Raw genomic sequence first — 25,239 nt, forward strand, 5'->3', positions numbered from 1 at the left:
CCCCCCGCTCTCCAGCGTGGCCCTTGGGATCTGCTATGATCTCTCGACATATGATCTTGATAGACACCGCCCACGCCCGCAGCATGGTCGTGGCTCTCCTGTGCGCCGTGAGCTCCGGCTGCGCTCGGGACGAACGCGGCACGGGACCCACCGCTCCGGGCGCGCATCCCTCCGAAACGCTGCAGTCACTCCTGAGCCGCGCGGAAACAGCGTTCCAGGACGGCGACTACGCCGAGGCAGTCGTGCCCTACGAACAGGCCGCTCGAATCGACCCGGATGAGTCGCGCATCACCGCCAGTCTGGGGATCTGTTACGTGAACCTCGGGATGCTCAGGAAGGCGCAGACCTTCCTGCAGGCATTTCTGGAGGGCCATCCCGAGGACGTGCCGGCGCGCTTGCTCCTGGCTCGGACACTCCTGCACCAGGGCGAGCTGGGCCCGGGGGCCGCGGCCCTCCGTGAAGTCCTGCAAACCCATCCCGACATGCTCATGGTCCACTACAACCTGGGCGTCGTCGCCTACCAGAGCCGGCAGTATGACGAGGCAGAGGAGCACCTCAAGTACGTCGTGGAGCATAAGCCGGATGTGCCGGACGCCTACTACAGCCTCGGCCTCACTTACATGGCCCTGAAGCGGTACCCGGAGGCAATCGCCTCCCTGGAAAAGGCCGTGCAGGTCGACCCGAATCACGTCGGCGCGCGCTTCAATCTCGCGAACGCCTGCGCCCGCGCTGGACGTCTGCAAGAAGCGGCGAAGCAGCAGGCGGCGTACGCCGAACTGAGCGGTCGCAGCAGGTCACAGCAGGAGAAAGAGGCCCGGGTCAAGGCGAGCAGCCAGACGGCCGTCCAGTACCTGCTCGACAAGAAGTATCCGGAAGCGCTGGCGGAATACCAGGGGCTCGCCGTCCGTTTTCCCGACCACGCACCGATCTACGACGAGATCGGCCAGATTTTCATCCGGCTCGGGAGGCGCGAGGAGGCTTTCGAGGCTCTGAAGAAGGCGACCAGTCTCGATCCGAAGCTGAGCCGGCCGCACTACCTCCTCGCCGGCCTCTACCTCGCGCGCGGCGACCAGGAGGCGTCCAACCGGGAGCTCACGACATTCGCCGCCCTGCAGACGATCCCCGAAGAGAAGTTGGGGTACTGATGATCAAGTGCGGGCCGCCGGGTGTGCCGGGTCTGCTCATCGTGCTCCTGTCGGCGGGCGCGTTCGTGACAGTGCCGGTTGTGGCGGGCCGGGCCGGAGCGGCCGATCCGCCGAAGCCCCTCGGCCCAGAGGGGCCGGCTCCTGTGACCTTCGTTGACGTCACGGCCGCCGCCGGACTGGACGGCGTCGTCCACACGCACGGCGGCACGGGGCAGAAATACTACCTCGAGACCGTGCCCCCGGGGGTCTGCTGGCTCGATTATGACCGCGACGGGTGGGAGGACATCTACTTCGTGCAGAGCGGGGCGCTCCCCGGGACTCCGCGTCCCGCCGGGTCTGCGCACTCGCGACTCTTCCGGAATGCAGGGAATGGGACGTTCGTCGATGTGACCGACCGGGCGGGCGTTGCCAACGCCTCGGGCTACGGCAACGGCTGTACGGCCGGCGATTACGACAACGACGGAGACGAGGATCTCTACGTCACGAACTTTGGCCCGTCGGTCCTGTACCGCAACAACGGCGATGGAACGTTCACCGACGTCACCCAACAGGCCGGCGTCAAGAACGGCCTGTACGCGACGAGCGCCGCCTGGGCCGACTACGACAATGACGGTCGGCTGGACCTGTTCGTCGCCAATTACGTTGATTTCACCTTGGACGACCAGAAGTTCTGCGGCAATCTGCGTTCCAACCGCCGCTCCTACTGCCACCCGGACTCCTACGCCGGGCTCCCCGACGCGCTCTACCACAACGAGGGGAACGGCGCCTTCAAGGAAGTCTCGCGCCGCTCTGGAATCTGGGACCCGGGTGGCAAGGGGCTGGGGGTGGTCTGGTTCGATTACGATCTCGACGGCGACGAGGACCTCTACGTCGCGAACGACGCGACGCCCAACAGGCTGTACCGCAACGACAGCAACGGACGATTCACGGACGTGACCCTGCTCGCCGGGGTCTGTTGCAGCGAAGACGGCAAGCCCCAGTCCGGCATGGGCGTCGATGCAGGCGACCTGGACGGCGACGGCTGGCAGGACCTCTTCGTGACCAACCTCACCCACGAAACCAACGAGTTCTATCGCAATCTCGGCGGCAAGGGACCGTTCTCCATCGATACCTATCCGGCCGGTCTGGGCGAGGTCAGTCTCCTGATGACCGGCTGGGGGACAGACATGTTCGACTACGACAACGACGGCGACCTGGACATCGTCGTGACCAATGGCCACCCGATGGACGATATCGAGCAGGACAGCGACATCATCACCTACGCCGAGCGGCCGTTCCTGTTCGAGAATGACGGCCGCGGCAGATTCGCCGATGTCGGCCGGGCGCGCGGCGCCTACTTCAACGCCATGGACACCGGCCGCGGCCTGGCGACGGCGGACTACGACAACGACGGCGACCGCGACCTGGTGCTCACGACGAGCAACCGCAGGGTCACGCTGCTGCGCAACGACGGCGGAAACACCGCCGGTCACTGGATCACCCTGCGACTCCAGGGGGTGCGCTGCAACCGCGACGGAATCGGGGCGCGCGTCACCGTGCGAGCGGCCGGCCGCACCCAGGTTCAGGAAGTGCGCAGCGCCTCCTCCTACCTGTCGCAGAACGACATGCGCCTGCATGTCGGTCTCGGCGCCGCCGCGCAAGTCGACTCGATCGAGGTCCGCTGGCCAGCGAATGAGAAGAGGGTCGAGAAAATCGGCCCCGTCGCCGCCGACCAGTTCCTGGTCATCCGCGAGGGGAGCGGTCTCGTCGCCAGCTCCGGGCGGGGCACCGTGCCGCGCTGATCCCGGACCGCCTGCGGCTATCGCCTGCAGGCGTCGACTTGACGCAAGGCTCCGCGCGCAATTACCATCCACATACCGCAACCGCGTCCCGGAGAGCCGATGGTCGCGGCTGGGGGCGCCTTGCTTGAAGACACCCCGCCGCCGGAGCGGTCCATGCTGGCCCGGGTCCGGAGCGCCACCCTCCTCGGTATCGAGTCGATCCCTCTGTTCGTCGAATGCGACATCAACCGCGGCCTGCCCGGCATCCACACCGTCGGGCTCCCCGACGCGGCCGTGCGCGAGAGCGCGGACCGCGTGCGCGCCGCCATCCGGAACGCCGGGTTCACCGTGCCGCCGAGCCGGATCACGATCAGCCTGGCTCCGGCCGATCTGCGCAAGCAGGGTTCCGCCCTCGACCTCCCGATCGCCCTCGGCATTCTGGCGGCGAACGGCGACCTTCCGGCACAGAGGCTCGCCGACATCCTCGTTCTCGGAGAGCTGGCCCTCGACGGCTCGGTCCGTCGGGTGCCCGGCTGCCTGCCGGCGACGCTCCTGGCGCGCAGCAGCGGGATCGACGAGGTCATCGTGCCGCTCCCCAACCGCGAGGAGGCGCTGTCCGTCCCGGGGCCGGGCGTGCACGGCGTCGAGCGGCTGCTCGACGCGGCCGCCGTCCTGCGGGGAGAGCGACGCGCGGAGCGTTCCGAGGCCGCCACCTACCAGCCGGATTCGTCGAGATTCGGACTCGATCTCTCGGAGGTGAAGGGGCAGGCGCACGCCAAGAGGGCGCTGGAGGTGGCGGCCGCCGGCGGTCACCATGTGCTCATGATCGGGCCGCCCGGCTGCGGCAAGACCATGCTCGCGCGGCGGCTGCCCGGTATCCTGCCGCCGCTCGCGCTCGATGAGTCGATCGAGGTGACCTGCGTCTACAGCGCCGCGGGTCTCCTGCGCGAGCCGGGTCTCGTCAGGGCAAGACCCTTCCGGAGCCCGCACCACACGATCAGCGGCGTGGGTCTCGTGGGGGGTGGTCGACTGCCGCGACCCGGCGAAGTGACCCTGGCGCACCATGGCGTGCTGTTCCTGGACGAGATGGCGGAGTTCGGCCGCACGACCCTCGACGTCCTGCGGCAGCCGCTCGAGGATGGTGCGATCGTCATCAATCGCATCGGCTACGCCGCAAGGATGCCGTGCCGGTTCACTCTCGTGGGGGCGATGAACCCCTGCGTATGCGGCCAGCTGGGGCGAAGCGATCGAGCGTGTGCGTGCACGCCGGCCCAGGTGGCGCAGTATCGTTCGCGAGTGTCGGGACCTCTTCTCGATCGTTTCGAGATGCACCTGGAGGTGCCACCGGTCTCCCTCGGAGACCTCGCGAGAGCCGCGCCCGGAGAACCTTCCGCGGTCGTGGCCGCCCGTGTCGCGGCCGCGAGACGAAGGCGCGAACAGGGAATCGAGACGGCGCCGCTGGCCTCGGCACAGCAGATGTTGCGGCAGGCCATCCGTCGCCTCGGGCTCTCGGCCCGGGCGCATGACGCGATCGTTCGGGTGGCCCGCACCGTCGCCCATCTCGAAGGCGCCACGTCGGTCGAGCCTCGACATGTCGCCGAGGCGGTGCAGTACCGCTGCCTCGACAGGCCGGTCTTCCGCCCTTACGAGGCAGGCTCCGAGTAGGTGTTCCGGAATTTCGGGACGGTGACGGTTTCTTGACTCTCTCGGAGGCATCCACGCGTCGCTGCATTTCATATTGACGGTCGGAGAATTGGCTGTAAAATAAAACGACGCCGTTTCTCGCCCACGTCAGTTGATGATAAGGCAGCGGCTCAAGCGGAGCCGCTTTCCATGACTGCAGCCCGAGAAGGTTTGATCAGAGTTCTGGCTCTCTGGTGTGCCGGGATCGCGCTGTCGATTCCGGCGCAGGTGCTCGCCGCCTCCCCCGATCAGGACCAGCCCCCAGCGGCGGAGCCGAGCCCGCAGGAGAGTTCCGGGAAGCCGGTCGTGGGCACGGCCAAGGAGGTCTACCCCGCGGAGCCGCAGTACCGCATCGGAGTGGAGGATGTGCTTCTGGTCTCGGTCTGGCGGGATGCGGATTTGACCCGTGAGGTTCCGGTCCGGCCGGATGGCAAGATCTCCCTGCCGTTGATCCAGGACATCGCCGCCGCCGGCAAGACCCCGGCGGAGCTCGGGAAGGAGATTCAGGTCCGTCTGAAGGAATTCATGAGCAACCCGTCGGTGACGGTCGTCGTCCGGGAGATCAACAGCATCAAGATTTACCTTCTCGGTGAAGTGGTCCGCCCCGGTCCAGTCACGCCGAAGTCCCAGGTGCGCCTGCTCCAGGCGATCTCCATGGCGGGTGGAATCACTCCGTTCGGAGGGAAGAAGAAGATCGCGATCTTTCGCAAGACTCCCTCGGGGGAGAAGGTGATCGAGGTCTCGTATGAAGCCATCGTCTCCGGCAAGAAGCCGGACGACAATCTGACTCTCCAATCCGGCGACACGGTGGTGGTGCGCTGATTGGGTGCGAAGTAGACAGGCCGCGATCGCAACCCCACGCACAGTGACTTACCGCCTGGCCGATCTGACCTGGGACATCAGGAAGGCCCTTTCCCTTCCGGCGGGGGAGGGACTGCGCCGCCTGTCGGGACGAGTCGTGCGATACGCGCGGAGGCTCCGGAACCGCCGGCGCGTCACCCACCTGAGCGATGCCGACCTGCTTTCCTGCATGACCTCCCCCGCGTCCTCGCTGGCCGACCTGGTCGCGCGACGCCGTGAGGGCGTCCCGCTGGTCCCCGCCTCGAGTCATTGCGCGACGACCGCGGGCACTCTTCGAGATGCGGTGCCCGTCTCGTGCGAGCCGATCCTGGCGGCGGCACGCGCCGTGACGGACGGAATCTTCGACCTCCTGGGGTCCGGGCCCGTGAATCTCGGGCCGAATCCCGACTGGCATCGCGACTTCAAGTCGGGCCAGCGCTGGGAGCGCGGAGTCTATTCTCTCGAGATGGTCCATGCACCCGATCGTGGACAGGATTACAAGGTTCCCTGGGAGATTTCCCGTCTCCAGCATCTCCCCACGCTGGGAATGGCGTCGGCGCTGAGCGGTGACCCCGCCTTCAGGGAGCGCGCGGTGTCCCACATCGCCTCGTTCGTGGCGGAAAACCCCGTCTATCGCGGGATCAACTGGAGCTGCACGATGGATGTGGCGATCAGGGCTGCGCAGATCCTGGCCTCGGAAGGATTTCTCCGCGGGGCGGGGGACGACCGGTTCTGGGGTGAGCTGCTCAAGTCCCTGCTCCTCCACGCCCGATTCATCCTCGACAACCTGGAGGACGGTCCGGTTCGGGGGAACCATTACGTCTCGAACCTTTCCGGTCTGTACCTCTGTGGTCTCGGTCTCGCCGAGTTCCGCGAGGCCGGAAACTGGAGAGAGTTCGCCCGCGAGAAACTGCTTTCCGAGATGCAGCGCCAGGTCACGGCGGACGGGCTCCACTATGAAGCCTCTCTCTCCTACCACGCCTTCGTCACCGAGATGTTCCTCTTTCCCGCGCTCCTGGAATCCGAAAGAGGGGGGGCCTTCCCCGGGCCCTATCTCGAGACGTTGGAAAAAATGATCGAGGCGGTGGCGATCCTGATTCGGCCCGACGGGACGCTCCCTCAAGTGGGAGACAACGACGACGGCCGTTTCCTCATCTTCTCTCAATACCATCGTCCGCGCCGCGACTGGAGGCCTCTCCTGGCGCTGGGGGCGTATCTCTTCCGCCGATCGGAATGGCTCCTGCTCGCCGGCGACGCCTGGGTGGAAGGGGCCTGGGTACTGGGACGGCCGTTTCTCGCCTGGAGGGACTCGCTGCGAGCCCTCGACGTATCCCCGGGCTTCCGCTGTCATGCTTTTCGGCACGCAGGAATTTACCAGCTGGGCGCCGGGAGCATCCAGATGGTGGTGGACGCGGGAGGCATCGGGCAGAGAAACAACGGCAGCCACGCCCACAACGACACTCTGGCCTTCGATCTCTATGCCTTCGGCCTGGAGGTCCTGCCCGATCGCGGCACCGGCCTCTACGCCTCGGACCTGTCGCTGCGAAACCGCTTCCGCTCCACGCGCGCGCACAATGTCCTGCAGGTCGACGACGAGGAGATCAATCCGTTTCCCGACGAGCCATTCCGTCTGATTCCGGAGGACGCCCCCCGTGTGCTGCGCTGGCGCTCGCGCGAGCGATACGCCTATCTGCGGGCCGAGCACCAGGGATACCGGCGTCTTCCCGCCGGTGTCGTTCATCGCCGGAGCGTGCTCATGAACCGATCGAGCAGCAACATCCAGATCGAGGATCGGCTCGATGGGAACGGCCGGCACCGGTGCCTGGCCAGCTTCCACCTGGCTCCCGGCTGGAGCGTCACGTCCGGGCACGAAGGCTGGACCGCCCGTAGCCACGAACGTGGACTGATCCTGAATTTCCTGTGGAAACGATCTCCGGAAGGCAGACGGACGTGGGTGGAGGATGACCTGCATTCTCCCTCCTACGGCGTCACGCAGAGAGCCCGAACCGTGCGGGTCGAATGGGAGGGAGATGTGCCTTGCAGGCTTCATTACGAGATGACTCTTGCCTGTCTCGAAAGTGCTGATACGGCGGGAGATTTCCAAACTGTAAAAACCAAGAGTTGATGGCTCCACCCCATGATATTCTTCCTTGACTCCCCCCAGGAACCCGGTATATTCGAACGTAATCTCGAATAGATTTCTGATCGCCTGCTAGTGACGACGTGGGGTGGTCACGCTGCAGGGTAGGGGTTCTGCCAACCCTCCGAGAGGTCAGTGCTTACGAGATCGTCGTAGGGTCTGAGGCTTCGTGTGGCCGCTGGCCGGGAAGCCGAAGTCCCCAGCGACATTCTAAGTGTATTCATGCTCCAAGCGACATTTTAACGTCAATTTTACATGAGAATTCTGTCGATGAACGACCTCGCACAGTCTCAGGCCCGGATATCCAGAGTGGAGGGGTGTGAGGCCGTCTCCTTCCAAGTCAGGGCTGGGTCTGCCAGACAGATTCTTCCACAAGAGACGTGGTACCGCATTGGTACGCCCAACCTGGTCATCACAGGCAGGATTTCCGAGCAGATCCGGTGAGATCGAGAAGTTCCTCCTGCTCCGCCACGGGATGGCGGGTCCGCATATATCCCATCGTGGCCTGGAAGATTGGGCTTAGACGACCCTGCAAATCCTTGCCCAGGACATCAGGTTCCGCATCAGGCCGGCGTGCTGCGCCGGGCGTAGCGACGCCCACGCGGATCGAAATCGTGGCGGAGGCAAAACCCCGATGCGTTTTCGGCAGGAACCGGACAAGGAATTTTGCCGGTCCGACACCGATTATCAGACCAGCGGGCAGGGTTTCTCCAATCGGATATCCAGGTGAGTACCTGATGGCAGCTACCGGGTCCTCGGGGTATTCATGCGCGCGAAATTGTGTAGGTACAACGCCTGAGGCCTCCGTGATCAAGATCTGGTCAAGACTGGACCTCTTCACGGTGACCTCAAGAAAGGTCCTCTCCCGCAGCACCGGACGCCGGATCCTGCTTTTGCTCCTCGGAGCCTGTTGTCTGCCGGCGGGACTCCTTCGCGCCCAGGTGCAGGATGGGGCGGCTCCGACACGCGGTGACTTCAAGTTCAGCGTCGGCGTGGGAGGGGGATACACGACCAATCCCGCCCTGCGGTCCGACAGCGGAGGATCGAACGGCGACTCCATCACGGACCTCCGAGCCGGTCTTGCGGATCACAAGAGCAGCCAGAGGACGGACTGGTCGGCGAATTACGATGCCTTCTACACACGGTACGGGAGCAACAATCAGTTCGACACGATCAATCATGCGCTCCATTTCGATGGCCGATACCTCGTCACCCGTCGCACCCACCTCAATCTCTTCGAGCACTTTTTCTACAGCCGCAACCCGCTCCAGATAGGGGCGGCGCCGACGGACGAAACCATCATTCTCACGCGGCAGACCCATCGTTGGCGGAGCGTATCCGACGCAGGATTCGATACCAGCGTGTCGCGATCGCTCGTCCTGCAAGTCGGTGGCTCATCCCGTCTCGAGCGGCTCGATCTGACGCCGTCAGTCGACGTCAATACCTACTCCGGCCGTCTCGGCATCCAGAAGCAGGTCGGGCTGAGGGACAGCGTTTCCTCCACGTACGGCTACTCCCGTTTCGACTTCCTCAGCGAGTCGACCGCCGACGCAGAGGCCCACAGGGTGGACGTGTCCTGGTCCCACGGGCCCCCAGCGGGCGCCGGGTATGTGTTGTCGACGGGAGTGTCGCGTGTCACCCGCGAAGGGGATAGCCGCAACTGGCTGATGGCTGCGGCGACATTGCACCACCCCTTCCGGCGCTTCGATTTCGTCTCGGGCTACCGCCGGAGCCTGGACGCCGACGCAGGCGTCGCCACGGTGACCGTGGCGCAGAACGCCTATGCCGGAATCTCGGGAACCGTCGGACGGTCGGCTTCGCTGGGGGTGTTCGGTGAGTATGGGACCCGCGACTCGGTTCTCGAATCGGGGGATCGGACTGCGCTCACGTACACCGGTGGCGCCATCCGGGGCTCGGTCACACTCGATCCGCGATTCAGTATTTCGGGAGAAGCCCGGCGGCGCAAGCAGACGGCAGCCGAGGGCTCGGGCGAGGATTTGACTGTGGACACACTTTTCCTTGGATTGGTTTTCCAGGTCTTCTAGGACCGGGACAAAGGACTGGCGATGCCCTGGTACGCGATCCAGACCAAGCCGAACAAAGAGCGCCCCGTTGAGGCCGCACTCAACCAGGCGGGGCTCGAGGTCTATTGTCCCCGGATCCGAAGGCCGGTCCGAGGAGGGAACTCCCCCTCGTGGCGGGAAGCCGCCCTCTTCCCCGGCTACCTCTTCGCCCGATTCGAATTCGCCCGGGATTATGCGCGGCTGCGGTGGCAACCCGGTCTCGTCAGAGTGCTGATGAGCGGTACGACGCCCCTCGCGGTCACCGACGCGACCCTCGCTTCCGTACGACAGATTGAGAAAGATGGCATCCGGCAGTTGCTTCGGCCCGTCCGATTGAACACGGGAACTCGAGTCCGAGTGCTGCAGGGTCCGTTCACGGGATTCGAAGGACGGGTGTCGATGACGTTCAGGAGTGGCGACAGGGTACGCATCTTGCTTGAACTCTTCCGCCGGCAGGCGGCCCTGGAGTGCGATCCCGATCTGCTCCAGCCGCTGGCCTCTGCAGGCGGTCTTTAGAGGTAAGTTGTTTGTCTTCAGATATTTTTGGCGGGGAGCCAGAGACTCTCAATGGCGGAGCTGTACGCGGTGACCAGCACAACTGAATCGTCGATCTTCCTGCCCGTTGCGATGCCCGCCCAGCCGGAGGCGGTGCCCCAAATCGGGGGCGCAAGCCCTTTGTGGCGGAGCCTGCTCTTCCCGCGCCCCGGTCAGAGAGCGGTGGAGTTCGCCAGCAAAGGTTCCACTCTCTTTTCTTCGCTGCGCCAGATGGGAGTCCGACTGGAGTCCTGGAACGATCAGCCCGAGCCGGCCGGGACGGCCAGCTTCGATCTGATGCTCGAGGATCGAACGAACGGGCATCCGCCGGCTCGGCCCGAGCGCCTCCGGGCGCTCCTGGCTCCGGGTGGACAGTGGGTCGTAGTCCTGGAAAGGAGGCGCTGGGTCGGGTTGGCGGGTCGCGAGGTCTTGCGGCGCGCCCGCCGGGAGGGGTTCGACACGATCGAAACCTTCTACGCCTACCCGTCGCTGCGCTCGCCGCGGATCCTGGTGCCTCTCGATCGGCCGGAGCCGTTCCTGTACTTCCTGCGTCTCGCCGTCGGCGTTCGCGGTCCCCGGCAGCGGCTGCTCGCGCTCGGTGCCCGCTGCCTGTGCGCCTTGCGCCTGCACCGGTTGTTCCTCCCGAACCTGATCGTGGTGGCCCGGAGAGAAGCATGATCGACGCTCTGTCCAATACGTACAGGGAACTGGCCGCGGAGTCGATGGGCGTCCCTCCAGGCGAAGTCTCGATCTTGATGATCCATCGCCCTCAGGAAGAGAAGGACTACGCCGACCAGTCGGTCTATTTCTTCTTCCTCACCGGGGACCCCTTTCCGTCGGCGGTGGGGAAGGTGGGGTTCGATCCGGCGGGAGCCCATTACCTGGAGAGGGAGCGCCGCGGACTCATGTCCCTCGGCGACTGCCAGAAGACCATCCCCGCGGCTTCGGTGCCGCGGCTTCTCCTCTACAGAGAAGTGGGTGGTCGTCACGCTCTCCTCCAGAGCGCCCTTCGCGGCGAAAAGGTATCGACGTGGCTGACCCCGGGGATGCGTCTCAACGGTCGCCTCCGCCGGTTCCTGGCCTGGGCCGCGGACTGGAGCGCCATGCTCGGGCGTGCCACCCGAACCGGACGCGGGGAACTGATTTCGGCCTGGACTCAGGAGTTCAGCGTGAAGCTGGATCGGACCGGCCGCTCGCGGGAGCTGCTGGAAGCGGCGGCGCGGAATGTTCGGGAGGGATTCGGGGGGAGTCTGCCCGCCGTCCTGGCGCACGGAGATTTCTGCGGTGAGAACATCCTGGGGGACGATGAGCACTACGGCGTGATCGATTGGGAGCTCTGCGATGAGCTCTCGGTGCCCGCGTACGACATCATGGACCTCTGTCTGTGGGTCCTGTTGCGGACCGAGGGACAGATTGAGCACGATCCATTCACTGCCCTCGAGCGGCTCCTGCACGGGCGGGACCCACTGGCCCATGAGTTGCGTCGCACTTTGGGCCGTTATGCGGCTGCCATGAACATTCCGCGGGAACTCCTGCCGCCGCTTCTGACCCTCGCCTGGGCCGGTTACTGCCTGAACAAGTTCCGGCACCTCGAGCGAGACGAGACCGGCCATTTCGCGCGGGCCCGGGTCGCAGTGCGCAAGATTCTCGGGACTCCCGCCGCGGTGCTTTCTGGCGACGAGGACGCTGAATGAGCGTGTCGCGGGTGGCGCGGAACATCGGTTCCGGGTATGCCGGCGCAGCGGTCAACGGGGTCGTCATGCTCCTGTTGACGCCGCTCGTGGTGCGGCACCTCAGTCCGCGTGCGTACGGGATCTGGGTCCTGTCGACCGCCATCGGAAGTTACCTGGGCTTCCTCAACGCCGGGAGCGGAGCGGCCGGCGTCCGGGCGGTCGCCCGGCTGGCCGGGAGCGGCAGGATCGGCGACGCCAGCCGCGATATCGGCTCGATCTTCCGGATCTACCTGGCGGTGGGAGTCTTCGCCAGCGGGGCGCTCACTCTGGCGAGCTTCACGACGCTGGGCTTCTTCCACGTGCCGGCTGCGGAGCAGGCGGCGGCCCGCGCCCTCCTGATCCTGATCGCCATCAACTTCCTGGTCTCCTTTCCGTTCGGCGTGACCCGCAGCGTCCTGGCCGGGCTCCATCGCTTCCAGGAGCTCAACGCCGTCGAGATCGTGTGGGCGCTGTCGCGCCTCGGCGCCACGTTCTTCCTCCTGTCCACCGGCCATGGCCTGCTGTCGCTGGGGGGCATCCAACTGACCACCTCGATCGGAGGGCACCTCACCCGGTGGCTGGTGATCCGGCGGGTCGCGCCCCAGATTCATCTGACGGGTGGGCCGGAATGGCGCGGGGTGTCCACCGACGTCTCGATCTTCTCCGCGCTCTCGTTCGGGTACGAGAGCCTTCGCACCCTGTTCGACAACGCCGATCTTCTTCTGCTGGGGGTTCTGGCCGGGCCGGCGGCCGTCGCCGTCTTCAGCGTCGGGGTCACTCTCGCGTCCTTCGTCTCGAAGGGATTGCAGCCGATCTCCGGCGTTCTCTTCCCGATGGCCTCCGAGATGGAGGCCTTGGGCCAGCGCTCGGGATCGGCGCGCCTGCTCGAGGTCGGGACCCGGGTCAATCTCGCGCTCGCCCTGCCGCTGGTCACCATTCTCCTGGTGGATGGCCCGACGCTGCTGCGCCTGTGGGTCGGCGATGGGTTCGAGCAGAGCTATCCGGTCCTGGCGGCCTTCGCCCTGGCGAACCTGATGATCGCAGCCTCCCTCACCTCGTCGACTCTGCTGTTCGGATCGGGCCGCATCGGCGTGCTCCTGGGCGCGGAAACAGTCCGATACGTTCTCAATCTGGTTCTGGCGCTCGTCCTCTATCCCACCCTGGGGTTCCTCGGAATGGCCTTGGGCACTCTCGTGTCGATCGTGGTGGTTGACGCGGGGATCGTGATCGTCCGGGCCACCCGGTGGGCGGGCCTCGATGCCGCCGGATTCTTGACTCGATCGGTGGGCGCCCCGATTCTCACGGCTCTTCCCTTCCTCATGCTCATGGCCGCCTGGAAGAGCGTGACCCCCAATCCCTCGATTCCGATCGTGGGTCTGCGGGCCGCTTCCTGTCTCGCCGGCTTCGGCCTGATCTATGCCCTGTCGGGAGCGTTCCGGGAGGAGCGGCGGCTGGTGGGCAAAGTCTGGGCGGAGGCGTTCCGATGACCGGCCGTGTGGGCAGGAGAGAATGGATCTTTCCGCTTCTGATCGCCGCGCTGCTGCTGGCGATCGCCTGGACACCGTATGGCGTCGCCTTCCGCAAGACATCGCCGTCCGATCGGTTCATGGGTCTGATCGGTGTGGCGGCCATCGACGACAACAACGTCTACCTGGCGCTGATGCGACAGGCCGCCGAAGGACGTTTTCTCTTCACCAACAACTACACGCCGGAGCCGAATCCTCCGGCTCTCTTCAACTTCATCTACCTGGTACTGGGCCGCCTCGCCGGCTCGACGGGATGGAGTCTCGATTTCGTCCACAGGCTGTTCGGCGGGTTCTCCATCGTTTCCCTGGTCCTGGTCACCTACGCCTTCATCGCCACCGCGATACGCCGGGTCCGGTACCGCCGGATGGCCTTGATTCTCGCCTGTTTCAGCGTGGGGTTCGTCTGGGTGTCGCGGCTCGTCTATCGCCTCATCGGCATCCATACCAAGACGGTAGACTCCTGGCTGGTCGAGACCAGCCTGTTTCACGCAATGCTGGTCTATCCCCATTTCGTGTTCGCGGCGGCGCTGATGGTGGGGTGTCTCCTCGGTCTCCTGAAGGCGGAGCGGGCAGGAAAATTCGCGCCGGCGCTGATCGGAGGACTTTGCGCGACCATCCTCGCTTCCAGCCACACCTTCGAGGCGGTCGTGCTCCTTCCCACAGCCGTCGCCTACGTTTTTCTGGAATGGCTGGTTCGGGAGCGAATACCGGCGCCCCGGAGATGGCTCTACCTTGCCGCGATCGTGGGTCTGCCGCTGCCGGTCCTGCTCCTGAATCGCTGGACCCTGTCCCGGGAGCCGATGTGGGGAAACGTCGTCGATCGGCTCGATTTTTTTACTCCGGATCCGTTTCGACTGGCCCTCGGTCTCGGTGCCAGCCTTCTGATCGTGCTCTTGACGTTCGATGGCTTCCTGCGTCCCAACCGCAGCGCCGGGGAGCGGATGGCCAAGGCGTGGCTCCTCGTGGCGTTGGCAGTCGCTTACTTCCCGAAGTTCAACTGGCGCTGGCATCTCATCAACGGGGCCCAGATCCCGCTGGCGATCCTGGCCACTCAGGGGCTCCGCCGCACCGTGTTTCTGACGATGCTCCGGCGCCGTCGGCGAACGGCGGAGCGGTGGTGGCCAGGCTTTCTCAGAGGATGGCGGGGGGTGAGGGCCGCCAGCGCGGCGGCCATCGTGCTGTGCTGCCTGGGCAGTGTGAATCTGACGCTGACTTACCTCTACGAAGCCACCCAGGTATCCGGGCCCACCTATCTGCCGAAGACGGAGGTGGCGGCGCTCGAGTGGATGGGCCGGGAGATACCGAAGGATGCGCTGGTTCTCTCCACCTATCCCACAGGCAACTACATTCCCAGGCTCTCCGGCCAGCGCGTCTTCATCGGCGAGGACAAGCTGACGGGTGATCTTGAAGGTCGGCAGTCTGACCTCGAAGGCTTCTTCCGCCCGGGCTGGAGCGATGAGCAGCGGATGGATCTCCTGCGCCGCTTCGGCGTGGATTACGTCTTCTACGGTCCGGAAGAGCGAAAAGTTGGCGCCTACGACCTGTCTCGAGCGTCCTTCCTACGGCCGGTCCATCAGGAAGAGGACGTGCAGATTTTCCGGGTGGTCGGTCCGGAGCCGAGCGAGAGCCGGACAGCCTCCGACTCCCTCAAGTCCGGGACAGCGATCTCGAGGAGATGAGCCGCCGTGCCTGACGCTTCCGGCATCAACGTGCTCGCGTACCACTGGGTCGATCCCGACCCGGGCCACAGACTGCGCCAGTGGGGTGTGACACCGGAGGAGTTCGAGGCGCAAATGACCGCGCTCGACGAGGGCGGATACAAGGTCCTGTCGCTGGACGAGGTGTTCCAGGTCGTGCGCGGCGAGCGGGTGTCCCCCCCCAAAGCCGTGGCCCTGACCTTCGACGACGGGTACCGGGGCCTCCTCGATCATGCCGTGCCGGTTCTCGAGCGGTTCGGTTTCCGAGCCGCCTTTTTTCTGGTGAGCGATCGGGTGGGAGAGACGAATGCCTGGGACGCGCGCCACGGCGACGCCCCCCGGGCTCTCATGAGCTGGGACGAGGCGGCGGGGCTCGTTGCCCGCGGAATGGAGATCGGGGCGCACAGCCGGACGCACCCTTTCCTGCCCGACCTGCCGGATCGGGCGCTCGAGGACGAAGTCCGTCGTTCCAAGAAAACGATCGAGGACCGGCTTGGCCAATCAGTCCGTTTCTTCGCCTACCCGCATGGGCTCTTCGACGAGAGGTGTCGGCGGTCGGTCAGGGCGGCGGGGTACGCGGGGGCCTGCTCGAGCGAGCCTGGTGGGAACGGGCGGGAGACGGATCCCTTCGCGCTGCGCCGGACGGAGATCTCCTGCCACGACTCGGTCCGGTCCTTCGCGTTCAAGGCCCGCACCGGCTACGGGGTGCGGCGATGGGTGGGAGCGCGGATTCGGGAGATGTTTTCGAGACGGTCCCCGGTCGTCCGTGAGGTGGCGCGGTGAGCCGGGCGGGACTCTCGGTGGTCGTGCCGACGTTCAACCGCCGATCGATTCTGGCGAGGACCATTCCGGCCTTGCTGAATCAGCGTGACGTCGGAGCGGATCTCGAGGTCATCGTGGTCGTCGACGGCTCGACCGACGGAACGCTCGCCCTGCTCGACGATCTGGGAACCGCCCCGCGTCTGCGGGTCATCGCGCAGAGGAACAGGGGCCTGGCCGCGGCCCGCAACCGCGGCGCAGAAGCGGCCCGGGGCAAGATCGTCCTTTTCCTCGACGACGACATGATAGCCGCCCCGGATCTGGCGGCGGTCCACCTCGCGGAGCACGGCGATGCCCCGGAGAGGGTCGTGCTTGGAGCGTTGAGGCTGGTCGAGGAGGTGCGCAGGTCCTTCCTGAAGGAAGGGGTCGAAGCCTGGAGCCGCGACATGGAACGACGCCTCTCGGCGCCGGGTTACCGGATGCGATTCGACGACTGGTCCTTCGGGCACGCCTCGATCGATCGTGCGCTGTTCCTGGGTCTGGGCGGCTTCGACGAGACGTTCGTAGACTACGGGAACGAGGACTACGACCTGGGCTGGCGGTTGAGCGAGAAGGGAGTCGATGTCCGTTTCACCTCCCGGGCCGTGGCCCGCCAGATCTACGACAAGAGCTTCCCGGCCTGGTTGCGGGACCTGGGTTGCGTCGGCCGGGCCGACGTGGCGCTGGCCGGGAAGCATCCCGAGCTCGCCTCATCGTTGAGGCTGTCGGAACGGGAAACCCATCCGCTCAAACGACTGGCTCGCTGGTCCGGTCTGGCGTCGCTCGATCCGCTCGCCCCTGCATGGGCGACGCTGGCCGGATCGTTGACCGTGGCGGAATGGCTCTCGCTGCGGGGGTCCTACCTGAGTCACGCCCAGTCTTTGATGGGACAGCGGGCCTACTGGCGAGGCGTTCGTGAAGCCCGGGATCCCGCCGTTCTGCCCGATGCGGCTGCGATGAAGCGGACGGGAAGGACGGCGTGAAGACTCCGAAAATTTCCGTCCTGATCGCCACCGCCGATCGCCCCGAGCTCCTGGCGGGATGTCTGAAAAGTCTGTCCGCCACCCGCTTCACCGAGGCGGAGGTCTTGATCCTCGACCAGAGCCGGCAGGAGCAGTCGTGTCCCGTCGGGCCGGGGGACGGTCCTGCGTTCCGGTATTTCCGCTGCGCGCGCCGGGGGAAGAGCGCGGCGCTCAACCTGGGAGTGAAGGAGGCCCGTGCGTCCTGGCTGGCCTTCACGGACGACGACTGCCTGGTGGCCGCCGACTGGCTGGAGGTGATCGGCCGGACGGCATCGGAGACGGGAGGGGGATGCGTCCTTACCGGCCGGGTCGTCGGGGAGACTCCTGAAGGGGATGCGGTGACCGCGCCATCCCTCCGGGAGAACGGTCGGGAGACAACGTACACGCGGCCGACCTTCCGGGATGTTCTCTTCGGGAACAACATGGTCATCCCCGCTGATCTCCTGCGCAGCGTCGGCCCCTTCGACGAAACGCTCGGTCCGGGGACCGCGGCACCGGCCGCCGAGGACAACGATCTGGGGTACCGCCTCCTCCGCGCCGGGGTTCCGATCCGGTATCTGCCGACGATGGTGGTGACACATCGATCGTGGAGACGAGGACCGGATCAGGTGAGGCTGTACCACGGCTACGGCGTGGGGCAGGGGACCTTCTATGGAAAGCATCTCCACCGGGGGGACCTGCACATGGCGGCGCGGATGGCCAGGAACGTCTGGGACGCCGGTCGGGATCTGGGCGGGGCGATCATGCTGGGACGTCGCCAGGATGTGCTCTCCTCGTGGGCCTTCGCCCGTGGGCTCGTCAAGGGCTTCGTCCAGGCCGCCTGGTCGGGAAACCGGGAGCGGGCGGAGCCTGCGACCCTGATGGAGGAGAGATGAGCGCGCCGGCTCCGGCGGCTGTGCGACAGGTCGACGAAAGGCGGGAGGCCGCGCGAGTCGTAAGGCGAATCTCGAGACCCCGGCTCTGGCAGCACGACTACCTCATGCTGCAGGAGATCGCAGACGGTCTGACACGCCAGGCCGCCGCCCTCAACGGCAAAGTCGGCATCGACGTGCTCGACGTCGGATGCAAATACAAGCCTTATCGAGGCTTGTTCGAGAACAGGGCGTCCCGCTATGTCGGGCTGGATCTAAACCGGTACTGGGGCGTGGAAGTCCAATCGGACGCGACCCGTCTGCCCTTCGGGGGGGACTGCTTCGATCTGGTGCTCTGCACCCAGGCTTTCTATCTCATGAAGGATTATCGCCGGGCACTCGCCGAGTTTGTCCGTGTGACGCGCGCCGGTGGCCGGATCCTCCTTACGACGATCGGGATCTGGCCCTATCCGCCTGGCGACCGTGTCCATCGATGGAGCCGTCGTGAGCTCGAGGAGATGCTCGGGGAATTCGGCGAGGTCCGCGTCGAAGAGAACGGCGGATACCTGCGGCTCATTCCCCAGCTGGCGAATACGGCGCTCGCGATGGGCGTGGAGGACTACCTGATTCGCAGGTACGGCCGGCCGGGTCGCATCGCGGCCGTCCCTCTGAAGGGAATCTACCTCGGGCTCAACCTGCTCGCCTTGTCCGCAGAGCGGGCGATCCGATCGGCGGCCCGATCCGGCATCGGAGTGGCCCGCGCGCTCGAGAACCTGGATACACATCTTGCGATCAATTACCTGGCGGTGGTGACGCCTCGGAAATGAGTCTCCCCCATGTCGTATGAGCTGGCCTCACGACTCAAGGGCGTCCTGCTGAGGACCGGGCCGGCGTTCATGCCGGATCGCTGGTCGTCGCCCCGGCTCCTCACCTTCATGATGACCTACCGCTGCAACCTGCGCTGCACCATGTGCTGGCAGTGGGGCGAGCAGGGACTGTTTCATGAGTTGAGCAAAGAACATGAGATCCAGCAGCTGGACCTGGCCACCCTGCGCGCGGTCATCGATGACGTGGCCGGGGACGGCACGGGTGTCTTTCTCTGGGGAGGGGAGCCGTTCCTGCACCGGGACCTGATGCCTTTCGTCGAGTACATCAAATCGAAGGGACTCTATTGCAGCATCAACACCAACGGCACCTATCTTCCCCGGGACGCAAAGCGTCTGGTCGAGCTCGGCGTCGATGCCGTCATGGTCTCCGTCGACGGACCCCCGGACGTTCACGACCGGATTCGCGGGATGGACGGTTCGTTCAAGCGCATCGCCGACGGTGTCGCGGCGCTCCGGGCGGCGCGGAATGGCAGCGGCGGCAAGCCTGAGATCATCGTGAACACGACCGTCTCCCCCGGGAATCAGCACGTACTCCTCCCCACGTACGACACGGTGGAGAGAATGGGGGCGGACCGGATGATCCTGTCCCAGCTCTGGTTCACCACCGAGCAGATCGGACGAGCCAACGAAGCCTACTTCATGGAGAAGTTCAAAGCCCACGCCGGGTCGTGGCGCGGTTTCGTCATGGATGTGTCGGTGCTCGACTCCGACTCGATCGCCGCTCAGATGCGCGAGATGGCTCTGCGGAAGAGCGCGATGGAGCTCCGGTTCCTGCCCGATCTCCATCCCGGCCAGGTCGGTGACTACTACGCGCGCCCCGAGGAGGCCTTCGGCAAGACCCGCTGCCTCGTGCCCTGGCTGGAGGCAGAGATCCTCCCCAACGGCGACGTCACACCCTGCTCCGACCGCCCCGATCTGATCGTCGGGAACGTGCGGAAGGAGCACTTCCAGGACATCTGGAACAACGATGCCTACAGAGCGTTCCGCCGCGCCATGCGGGAGGACGGGCTCTTCCCCTACTGCTCCCGCTGCTGCGGTCTCTGGTCCCATTGAGGAAGCGATGACGACACGTCCGGATGTCTCGGTCCTCATCTGCACGCGCGATCGAAGCGCCCTCCTCGAGAACTGCCTGGACTCCGTGCTGGCCTGCTCGCCTGCGCCGGCCGAAGTGGTCATCGTGGATCAGAGCGGGGACCAGGCGACCCGGAAGGCCGTCGACGGTCGCCAGGGGAGGAAGGTGCCGGTTCGGTACATCCGGGGAATCGGCACGGGGCTCTCCCGCGCGAAGAACCAGGGGATCCCCGAGTGCGCCGGAGCGATCATCGCGTTCACCGACGACGACTGTCTCGCGGACACACGATGGGTCGAGGCGTTGACCGGACCGATCATATCCGGCCGGGCGGGAGCGGTGGTGGGCCGGACGCTGCCGGAGAAGGGTGTCGCGGGACGGGAGGACACGACTTCTGTCTACTCTCCCGAGGGATGCCCGGTCTTCTCGAGGCGTACCCACCCCTGGCGCGTCGGTGGCGGAGGCAACTTCGCGGCCGCACGCGACGTCCTGCGGCTGTCGGGACCATTTGACGAGCGATTTGGGCCAGGAGCGGCCCTCGAGAGCGCCGAGGACATGGACATGATTCACCGGATCCTGCGAGCGGGGGAGCGGATCGTCTACGCCCCGGATGCGGTCATCCGGCACCGCTCCTGGCGGTCGTCGTCCCAGAACCGGCGCCTGTCCCGGGCCTATGGCATCGGCGCCGGCGGCTATTTCGCGAAGCATGTCCTGGCCGGAGACTGGATCAGCGGGTGGCGATTCGTCGCCCGGCTGGGCATCCGGACCGTCCACCTGTCGCGGGCAATCCTCCGCGCGGATCGACGCGGCATTGCCGAGCAGGGGATCTATCTGGTCGCTCTCTTCGAGGGGGCCGGGCGGTTCCTCCTGGGCGGCGGCCCGGCGCCGGAAAGAGTCGCGGACCTCGAGCGCCGTGAGGAGGCCAGGTCATGATCTCGCTGGCGAGCGCCGAGCGGCGGCCGGCCGGACAGGAAATGTTGATCCTGCTGCTCGGGGTGGCGGCGATCGTCGCGGCCGTGTCCCCCACCCTGCGGGAGACAGGCACTCCGCCGGGATGGGATCAATCGGTCCACTTGCGGGACAGCCTGGTCTACGAGCGCATTCTGCGACATCCGTCCGCGCTGACGAACGGCGTGTTCGGCGCCATTCTCCACGGCTCGGAGGATTTTCCACTGCTGACCCCCTCCGGCTATTATCCGCCGCTCGTTCCGGGTCTCACCGCCCTCCTCTATCGTGTGGCCGGCCGCTCCTACGAGACGGCGATGGCGACGCAGATTCTCTTCCTGGTTCTTCTGGTCATCGCCACATGGGCGCTCGGGAATCGACTCCTCGGGGCGCCGGTCGGGCTCGCCGCCTCACTCATGTTGCTGGCCGCGCCGGGCATCCGTCTGAACGCCGAAGAGTACATGCTGGATCTTCCCCTGGCGGCGATGGTGGTCGTGTCGGTGCTGGCGCTCCTGGCCAGCGACCGGTTCGCCCGGCGCGACCTGAGCCTGCTGTTCGGCGTCCTCGCAGGAGCGGGCATGCTGACCAAGTGGACCTTCTTTCTCTTCCTGGCGGCGCCGGTGCTCCTGGTGCTCGGTTCGGGTCTCACCACCCCGTCGAAGGGGGCGGTTCCGCGGAGTCGCCGGTGGGGGAATTTCGCGCTGGCGCTTCTGGCGGCAGGCATGGTCGCGGCCCCCTACTATGTGCCGATTCTGCCGATCCTGGTCGACAAGACCATCGTCCATGCCGGCGGCGCGGCCGATGGGTTCGCCGCTCCCTTCGCTGCGGCGTCTGTCCTGTACCATATCGACGCGCTCCCGCGAAAACTCCTGGGATGGCCCCTGACGATCACCGCGGTCGTCGGGATCCTGGCTTTCCTGTGGCGTGGCCGCGAAACGGCCTGGGCCCGGGCGCTTCTTCTGACCTGGACTCTGAGTCTCTACGCCCTGTTCACCTTCGCCGTGGCCAACAAGCAGTCCCGGTATCTCCTTCCCTGGATACCGATCCTCCTCGTGATGGCGGCGGGAGGGCTGGTCGCGCTGTGGCGTCGCGCCGCGGCGGGCCGGGCGTTGATCGCGATGGGGATCCTGGTCCTCCTCCCCGTGACCGGTCTGGCGGGCAGCTGGCGGACGGAGGACCGGGGGGACTGGAACATCCGCCCGCTGGTCGCCCGGCTGGAACAGGAGCTGGCCAGACGCCCGGACCTCTCGGGCAAGGTTCCCGTGCTGGGCGTGATTCCCGACATGCGGGAGGTGAACGGTCCCTGCATCGCCTACTACGCGGCGCGGCAGGACATTCCCGTGACCGTCGTTCAGCTCGTGAACCGGATGAAGCGACACGTTGCCGTCGAGGTGGGGCTCGATCCCTTCAACCGGGACGATTTCTACCAGGCTTTCGATCGGTACGATTTCCTGGCCACCAAGGACGGCGCCAATGCGGTGCCACCGTGGGAGGACGTGGTTCCCAGGATGCAGGCCTATTTCGAGCAGAGGCTCTCGGAATTCGAATTGCTGGCTTCGTTCCCGGAGCCGGACGGATCGACCCTCGCTCTCTATGGGAGAAAGCGCGGATGAGACAGGTCACCGGCTCCGTGAACCACGCGGGCCTCCCTGTCCCGCTGGTCGGACTGATTCTCAGGCCCGGCCAGGTCCTGGCGGGAGCGCTGGCCGCCGGTGCCACCGCTCTCGGGCTCATGGCCTGGAATCTGAGAACACTCGTCGGCCGATACGACACCCTCGAGTACCTGCTCCAGGAGGCGCATTCGGCTGAGATGGCGCTCCTCCGCTTCACGCTTCTGATCGCCGCCCTAATGGCGGGGGCCGTTGGTGCCATGGCCCTGGTCAACTGGCGCGCCTCCCTCTCCCTGGTCGGAGGCGGGCTCTTTCTCGCAGGAGTCCTGGCCGGCCCCCTGGTCCGGGCCTGTCTGGCGCCTCAGGGAGGACTGGAGGAGAGCCTGATCTACCGGGTGCGGGGGTTCGGCGCCATCGGGACGATCGGCGGCCTGTTCCTGCTCTTCCTGTCGCTGATTCCCGCGCTTCTGGAGCGGCCGGCCGGCGGCTTTGAGAGGACCCTGTCGGACGGGGTTCGGCGCGCGGTCGAAGGCCTGCAGGCCATCCCCGCCCTGCGCCGATCGATCCTCCTCGGCGTGCTGGTGTTCCTGCTGGCGACGACTGTGGGGTTCGTGGTCCTGCAGGATTTTCCGAATTCCTCGGACGAGAACTCCTATCTGACGCAGGCGCGGATCTTCGCCGCCGGCAGACTCTGGGTCCAGGCGCCCCCCCATTCCGAATTCTTCCGGGCGCGGAGCTTCATCATGGACGACTCCCGGGGCCGCTTCTTCGCCAAGGCCTTTCCCGGGTGGGCCGCGATCCTGTCGCTGGGGGTGAGGGCGAGAGTCCCGTGGGCGGTGAACCCTCTCCTGTCGGCGGCGGCGTTGATCCTGGCCGGCTGGGCCGGAGGACGCATCCTGGGCCGCCACGGCGAGCCGGCCGTCATCGGAATGATCCTGCTGACTCCGTTCTTCCTGCTGAACGCGGCCTCCTACTTCAATCATCCGGCGACGGTCCTCCTGATCACTCTCTTCCTGGTCGCGGTGATTCGTCTTGCGGAGGGGGCGGGTATCGTCTGGGCCATCGTGGCGGGACTCGCCGGCGGTTCCGCGCTCTGGATCCGTCCGGGACCGGCCCTGACCCTGACGATTCCCCTGGGTCTCTGGCTCGCCTCACGCTGGGCGCGTGAGCGCCGGTGGGGAATGCTGGCCGCCGCCGCGGCACCGGTGGCCGCGGCCGTCCTGGGGCTGGCTGCCTACGACCAGCGGATGTTCGGGTCGTTCTGGCGGACCGGCTACGCGGCCTACGATCCCGGCGACATCCAGCCTGGACTGGGAGTCGACCATCTGGCGGTCACCGGCTGGTGGCTCCTCAAGCTCCTGTTCTGGCTCGCGCCCGGCAGCCTCGCGGGTCTCTGGCTGCTCGTCCGCGGGCGTCGGTGGCGGGAGTGGTTCCGGCGCGAGCCGGTCCTGGTGCTGATGTCCATGTCTCTCGCCGCCCTGGCGATTTCCTATCTGGTCTTCCAGAACAAGGGAGGCAACGAGTACGGTCCACGCTACTACTACGACGGCATCACCTATCTCGCCATTCTTCTGTCGGCCGGCTGGATGCGGGCTCCGGAGGCGCTCGCCGGGGTGGTTCCTCGCTGGAAGGTGAGGCGGGGGGCTGCCCTCGTCCTCGGGTTCGGTGCCATCCTCACCCTGGCCGGTTCGATACCGTTCTTGATGTTCCACTACCGGGACAAGGTGAGCCACAACCGGGATCTGTTCGATGCAGTGGAGCGATCGGGGCTCTCCTCCGCGCTGGTCTTTCTCTCCACCGGGAGCGGCAGGATGCCGCCCGGCGATCTCGTCCGGAATCCTCTCGATTTTCGGAGCGGTGTCGTCTACGCGAGGGATCTCGGTCCCGAAGCCGATCGCGCGCTGGCGGCCCTCTACCCCGACCGCCCCGCGCTGATGTACGCCTACGATCCCCGGGCGCGCCGCTCGACGCTGCGCCCGCTCGACCTCGAGGATCGGCGATGAACAAGCCGCTGACGGTGCTGGTCTGCACGCACAACCGGGCCGATCTCCTTCGAGGCGCGCTCGAGAGCCTGGAGCGTCAGAGCCTGGCCCGAGGCCTGTTCGAGGTGCTGGTGGTGGACAACGCTTCGACCGACTCCACCCCGGCGGTCGTGGCCGAGTGTGCGGCGCGCGCGAAGGTCGATATCCGCTCTGTCCGCGAGACGGAGCTCGGACTGGACGCCGCCCGGAACCGGGGCGTCCGGGAAGCGGCGGGCGGGATCGTGGCCTTCCTCGACGACGACGCACGGGCCCGGCACGACTGGGCGGCGGAGATTCTGGAGGGGTTCGAGCGTCACGATGCACCCATCGTGGGCGGCCGGGTCGACCTGGTCTGGGAGGTTCCGCGGCCGGTGTGGTTCAGCGATGCGCTCCTGCGATACCTGATCCACTGCGACCGCGGTCCGGAGGTCGTTCCGGTGACCTCGTCACCCTGGCTCTATGGCACCAACGTGGCGTTCCGGAAGAACCTGTTCCAGGAGATCGGACTGTTCCGTCTCGACCTGGATCGGAAGGGGGAGTCCTTGATGGGCGGAGGGGACACCGAGTTCTTCACGCGGGCCCACGAACTCGGCCACAGGATCCTCTACCTTCCGACCCTGGTGGTCCAGCATCTGGTGCCCGCCTCGCGCCTGACCCGGGCGTTCTTCCGGGAGCGGCTCCTGTACTCGGGCTACACCCGCGCCGCCATCGGCACGGAGAAAATCGCCGGCATCGCCTTGAACTGTCTCCTGTTCGCGCTCGGGGGCTCACTCTGCGCTCTGGCCGCCGCCGCGTCGCGGGTGGCCGGCCGGCCCGATGTCAGTTTCGCGCAGGAGCGCCGGATGCTGCTGGGGGCGGGGTACCTCTATTACTGGATTCTTCGGGCGGTCGGGAGAGTCCCGCCACCCCGCGTGGAGGCATGGACGTCGTGACACG

Annotated in this window: 19 protein-coding genes; all 19 read left to right on the forward strand. The window is 66.2% G+C overall.

The window, feature by feature from the left end; translation table 11 throughout:
* Positions 1 to 50: 50 nt before the first annotated feature.
* The 19 genes from VEW47_06310 (at position 51) to VEW47_06400 (ending at position 25,235) form a co-directional block, all read left to right on the forward strand.
* Complete coding sequence (locus tag VEW47_06310) at positions 51 to 1,145, forward strand: tetratricopeptide repeat protein (GenBank protein HYS04788.1); 1,095 nt, start codon at positions 51 to 53, stop codon at positions 1,143 to 1,145.
* Positions 1,145 to 2,926, forward strand: coding sequence for a CRTAC1 family protein (locus VEW47_06315; GenBank protein HYS04789.1), 1,782 nt, complete (start codon positions 1,145 to 1,147; stop codon positions 2,924 to 2,926). The genes VEW47_06310 and VEW47_06315 overlap by 1 nt, the downstream gene beginning before the upstream one ends.
* Before the next feature lie 153 nt (positions 2,927 to 3,079).
* A complete protein-coding gene (locus tag VEW47_06320) occupies positions 3,080 to 4,570 on the forward strand; it encodes a YifB family Mg chelatase-like AAA ATPase (GenBank protein HYS04790.1) in 1,491 nt (496 codons plus the stop codon).
* Between the two features lie 189 nt (positions 4,571 to 4,759).
* The gene (locus tag VEW47_06325) at positions 4,760 to 5,410 is read left to right on the forward strand and encodes a polysaccharide biosynthesis/export family protein (GenBank protein HYS04791.1); all 651 of its coding nucleotides are present in this window, start codon (positions 4,760 to 4,762) and stop codon (positions 5,408 to 5,410) included.
* Positions 5,411 to 5,453: 43 nt separating this feature from the next.
* The gene (locus tag VEW47_06330) at positions 5,454 to 7,553 is read left to right on the forward strand and encodes an alginate lyase family protein (GenBank protein HYS04792.1); all 2,100 of its coding nucleotides are present in this window, start codon (positions 5,454 to 5,456) and stop codon (positions 7,551 to 7,553) included.
* An 821-nt stretch (positions 7,554 to 8,374) separates the two neighbouring features.
* Positions 8,375 to 9,613, forward strand: coding sequence for a hypothetical protein (locus tag VEW47_06335; GenBank protein HYS04793.1), 1,239 nt, complete (start codon positions 8,375 to 8,377; stop codon positions 9,611 to 9,613).
* A gap of 783 nt (positions 9,614 to 10,396) precedes the next feature.
* Positions 10,397 to 10,843 carry a hypothetical protein gene (locus VEW47_06340; GenBank protein HYS04794.1) on the forward strand — a complete coding sequence of 149 codons (447 nt, stop codon included), beginning with the start codon at positions 10,397 to 10,399 and terminating at the stop codon, positions 10,841 to 10,843.
* Positions 10,840 to 11,859 carry a phosphotransferase gene (locus tag VEW47_06345; protein ID HYS04795.1) on the forward strand — a complete coding sequence of 340 codons (1,020 nt, stop codon included), beginning with the start codon at positions 10,840 to 10,842 and terminating at the stop codon, positions 11,857 to 11,859. The genes VEW47_06340 and VEW47_06345 overlap by 4 nt, the downstream gene beginning before the upstream one ends.
* The gene (locus VEW47_06350) at positions 11,856 to 13,364 is read left to right on the forward strand and encodes an oligosaccharide flippase family protein (protein ID HYS04796.1); all 1,509 of its coding nucleotides are present in this window, start codon (positions 11,856 to 11,858) and stop codon (positions 13,362 to 13,364) included. Before VEW47_06345 ends, VEW47_06350 begins: the two co-directional genes overlap by 4 nt.
* On the forward strand, positions 13,361 to 15,082 hold the full coding sequence (locus tag VEW47_06355; protein HYS04797.1) for a hypothetical protein: 1,722 nt from the start codon (positions 13,361 to 13,363) through the stop codon (positions 15,080 to 15,082). Before VEW47_06350 ends, VEW47_06355 begins: the two co-directional genes overlap by 4 nt.
* 6 nt (positions 15,083 to 15,088) lie before the next feature.
* The gene (locus VEW47_06360; protein ID HYS04798.1) at positions 15,089 to 15,883 is read left to right on the forward strand and encodes a polysaccharide deacetylase family protein; all 795 of its coding nucleotides are present in this window, start codon (positions 15,089 to 15,091) and stop codon (positions 15,881 to 15,883) included.
* Positions 15,880 to 16,881: a glycosyltransferase family 2 protein gene (locus tag VEW47_06365; protein ID HYS04799.1), complete on the forward strand. Its 1,002-nt coding sequence runs from the start codon at positions 15,880 to 15,882 to the stop codon at positions 16,879 to 16,881. The genes VEW47_06360 and VEW47_06365 overlap by 4 nt, the downstream gene beginning before the upstream one ends.
* Positions 16,878 to 17,795 carry a glycosyltransferase gene (locus VEW47_06370; protein ID HYS04800.1) on the forward strand — a complete coding sequence of 306 codons (918 nt, stop codon included), beginning with the start codon at positions 16,878 to 16,880 and terminating at the stop codon, positions 17,793 to 17,795. Before VEW47_06365 ends, VEW47_06370 begins: the two co-directional genes overlap by 4 nt.
* Positions 17,792 to 18,598, forward strand: coding sequence for a class I SAM-dependent methyltransferase (locus VEW47_06375; protein ID HYS04801.1), 807 nt, complete (start codon positions 17,792 to 17,794; stop codon positions 18,596 to 18,598). Before VEW47_06370 ends, VEW47_06375 begins: the two co-directional genes overlap by 4 nt.
* A gap of 9 nt (positions 18,599 to 18,607) precedes the next feature.
* A complete protein-coding gene (locus VEW47_06380) occupies positions 18,608 to 19,711 on the forward strand; it encodes a radical SAM protein (protein ID HYS04802.1) in 1,104 nt (367 codons plus the stop codon).
* Between the two features lie 7 nt (positions 19,712 to 19,718).
* Entirely contained in the window at positions 19,719 to 20,660 is a 942-nt protein-coding gene (locus VEW47_06385; GenBank protein HYS04803.1) for a glycosyltransferase family A protein, read from the forward strand.
* Positions 20,657 to 22,285, forward strand: a complete 1,629-nt coding sequence (locus tag VEW47_06390; protein ID HYS04804.1) for a glycosyltransferase family 39 protein — start codon at positions 20,657 to 20,659, stop codon at positions 22,283 to 22,285. The genes VEW47_06385 and VEW47_06390 overlap by 4 nt, the downstream gene beginning before the upstream one ends.
* Entirely contained in the window at positions 22,282 to 24,285 is a 2,004-nt protein-coding gene (locus tag VEW47_06395) for a hypothetical protein (protein HYS04805.1), read from the forward strand. The genes VEW47_06390 and VEW47_06395 overlap by 4 nt, the downstream gene beginning before the upstream one ends.
* Complete coding sequence (locus VEW47_06400; protein ID HYS04806.1) at positions 24,282 to 25,235, forward strand: glycosyltransferase; 954 nt, start codon at positions 24,282 to 24,284, stop codon at positions 25,233 to 25,235. Before VEW47_06395 ends, VEW47_06400 begins: the two co-directional genes overlap by 4 nt.
* The last annotated feature ends 4 nt before the right edge of the window (positions 25,236 to 25,239 follow it).

The organism is Candidatus Dormiibacterota bacterium, from assembly GCA_035635555.1.
In the GTDB taxonomy this organism is placed as follows: domain Bacteria; phylum Acidobacteriota; class Polarisedimenticolia; order Gp22-AA2; family Gp22-AA2; genus Gp22-AA3.

Excerpts from the sequence above, each read along its gene's own strand:
- VEW47_06310 (HYS04788.1), top strand. The coding sequence starts at position 51 with ATGATCTTGATAGACACCGCCCACGCCCGCAGCATGGTCGTGGCTCTC.
- VEW47_06315 (HYS04789.1), top strand. The coding sequence starts at position 1,145 with ATGATCAAGTGCGGGCCGCCGGGTGTGCCGGGTCTGCTCATCGTGCTC.
- VEW47_06320 (HYS04790.1), top strand. The coding sequence starts at position 3,080 with ATGCTGGCCCGGGTCCGGAGCGCCACCCTCCTCGGTATCGAGTCGATC.
- VEW47_06340 (HYS04794.1), top strand. The coding sequence starts at position 10,397 with ATGGGAGTCCGACTGGAGTCCTGGAACGATCAGCCCGAGCCGGCCGGG.
- VEW47_06345 (HYS04795.1), top strand. The coding sequence starts at position 10,840 with ATGATCGACGCTCTGTCCAATACGTACAGGGAACTGGCCGCGGAGTCG.
- VEW47_06350 (HYS04796.1), top strand. The coding sequence starts at position 11,856 with ATGAGCGTGTCGCGGGTGGCGCGGAACATCGGTTCCGGGTATGCCGGC.
- VEW47_06355 (HYS04797.1), top strand. The coding sequence starts at position 13,361 with ATGACCGGCCGTGTGGGCAGGAGAGAATGGATCTTTCCGCTTCTGATC.
- VEW47_06375 (HYS04801.1), top strand. The coding sequence starts at position 17,792 with ATGAGCGCGCCGGCTCCGGCGGCTGTGCGACAGGTCGACGAAAGGCGG.
- VEW47_06380 (HYS04802.1), top strand. The coding sequence starts at position 18,608 with ATGTCGTATGAGCTGGCCTCACGACTCAAGGGCGTCCTGCTGAGGACC.
- VEW47_06385 (HYS04803.1), top strand. The coding sequence starts at position 19,719 with ATGACGACACGTCCGGATGTCTCGGTCCTCATCTGCACGCGCGATCGA.
- VEW47_06390 (HYS04804.1), top strand. The coding sequence starts at position 20,657 with ATGATCTCGCTGGCGAGCGCCGAGCGGCGGCCGGCCGGACAGGAAATG.
- VEW47_06395 (HYS04805.1), top strand. The coding sequence starts at position 22,282 with ATGAGACAGGTCACCGGCTCCGTGAACCACGCGGGCCTCCCTGTCCCG.
- VEW47_06400 (HYS04806.1), top strand. The coding sequence starts at position 24,282 with ATGAACAAGCCGCTGACGGTGCTGGTCTGCACGCACAACCGGGCCGAT.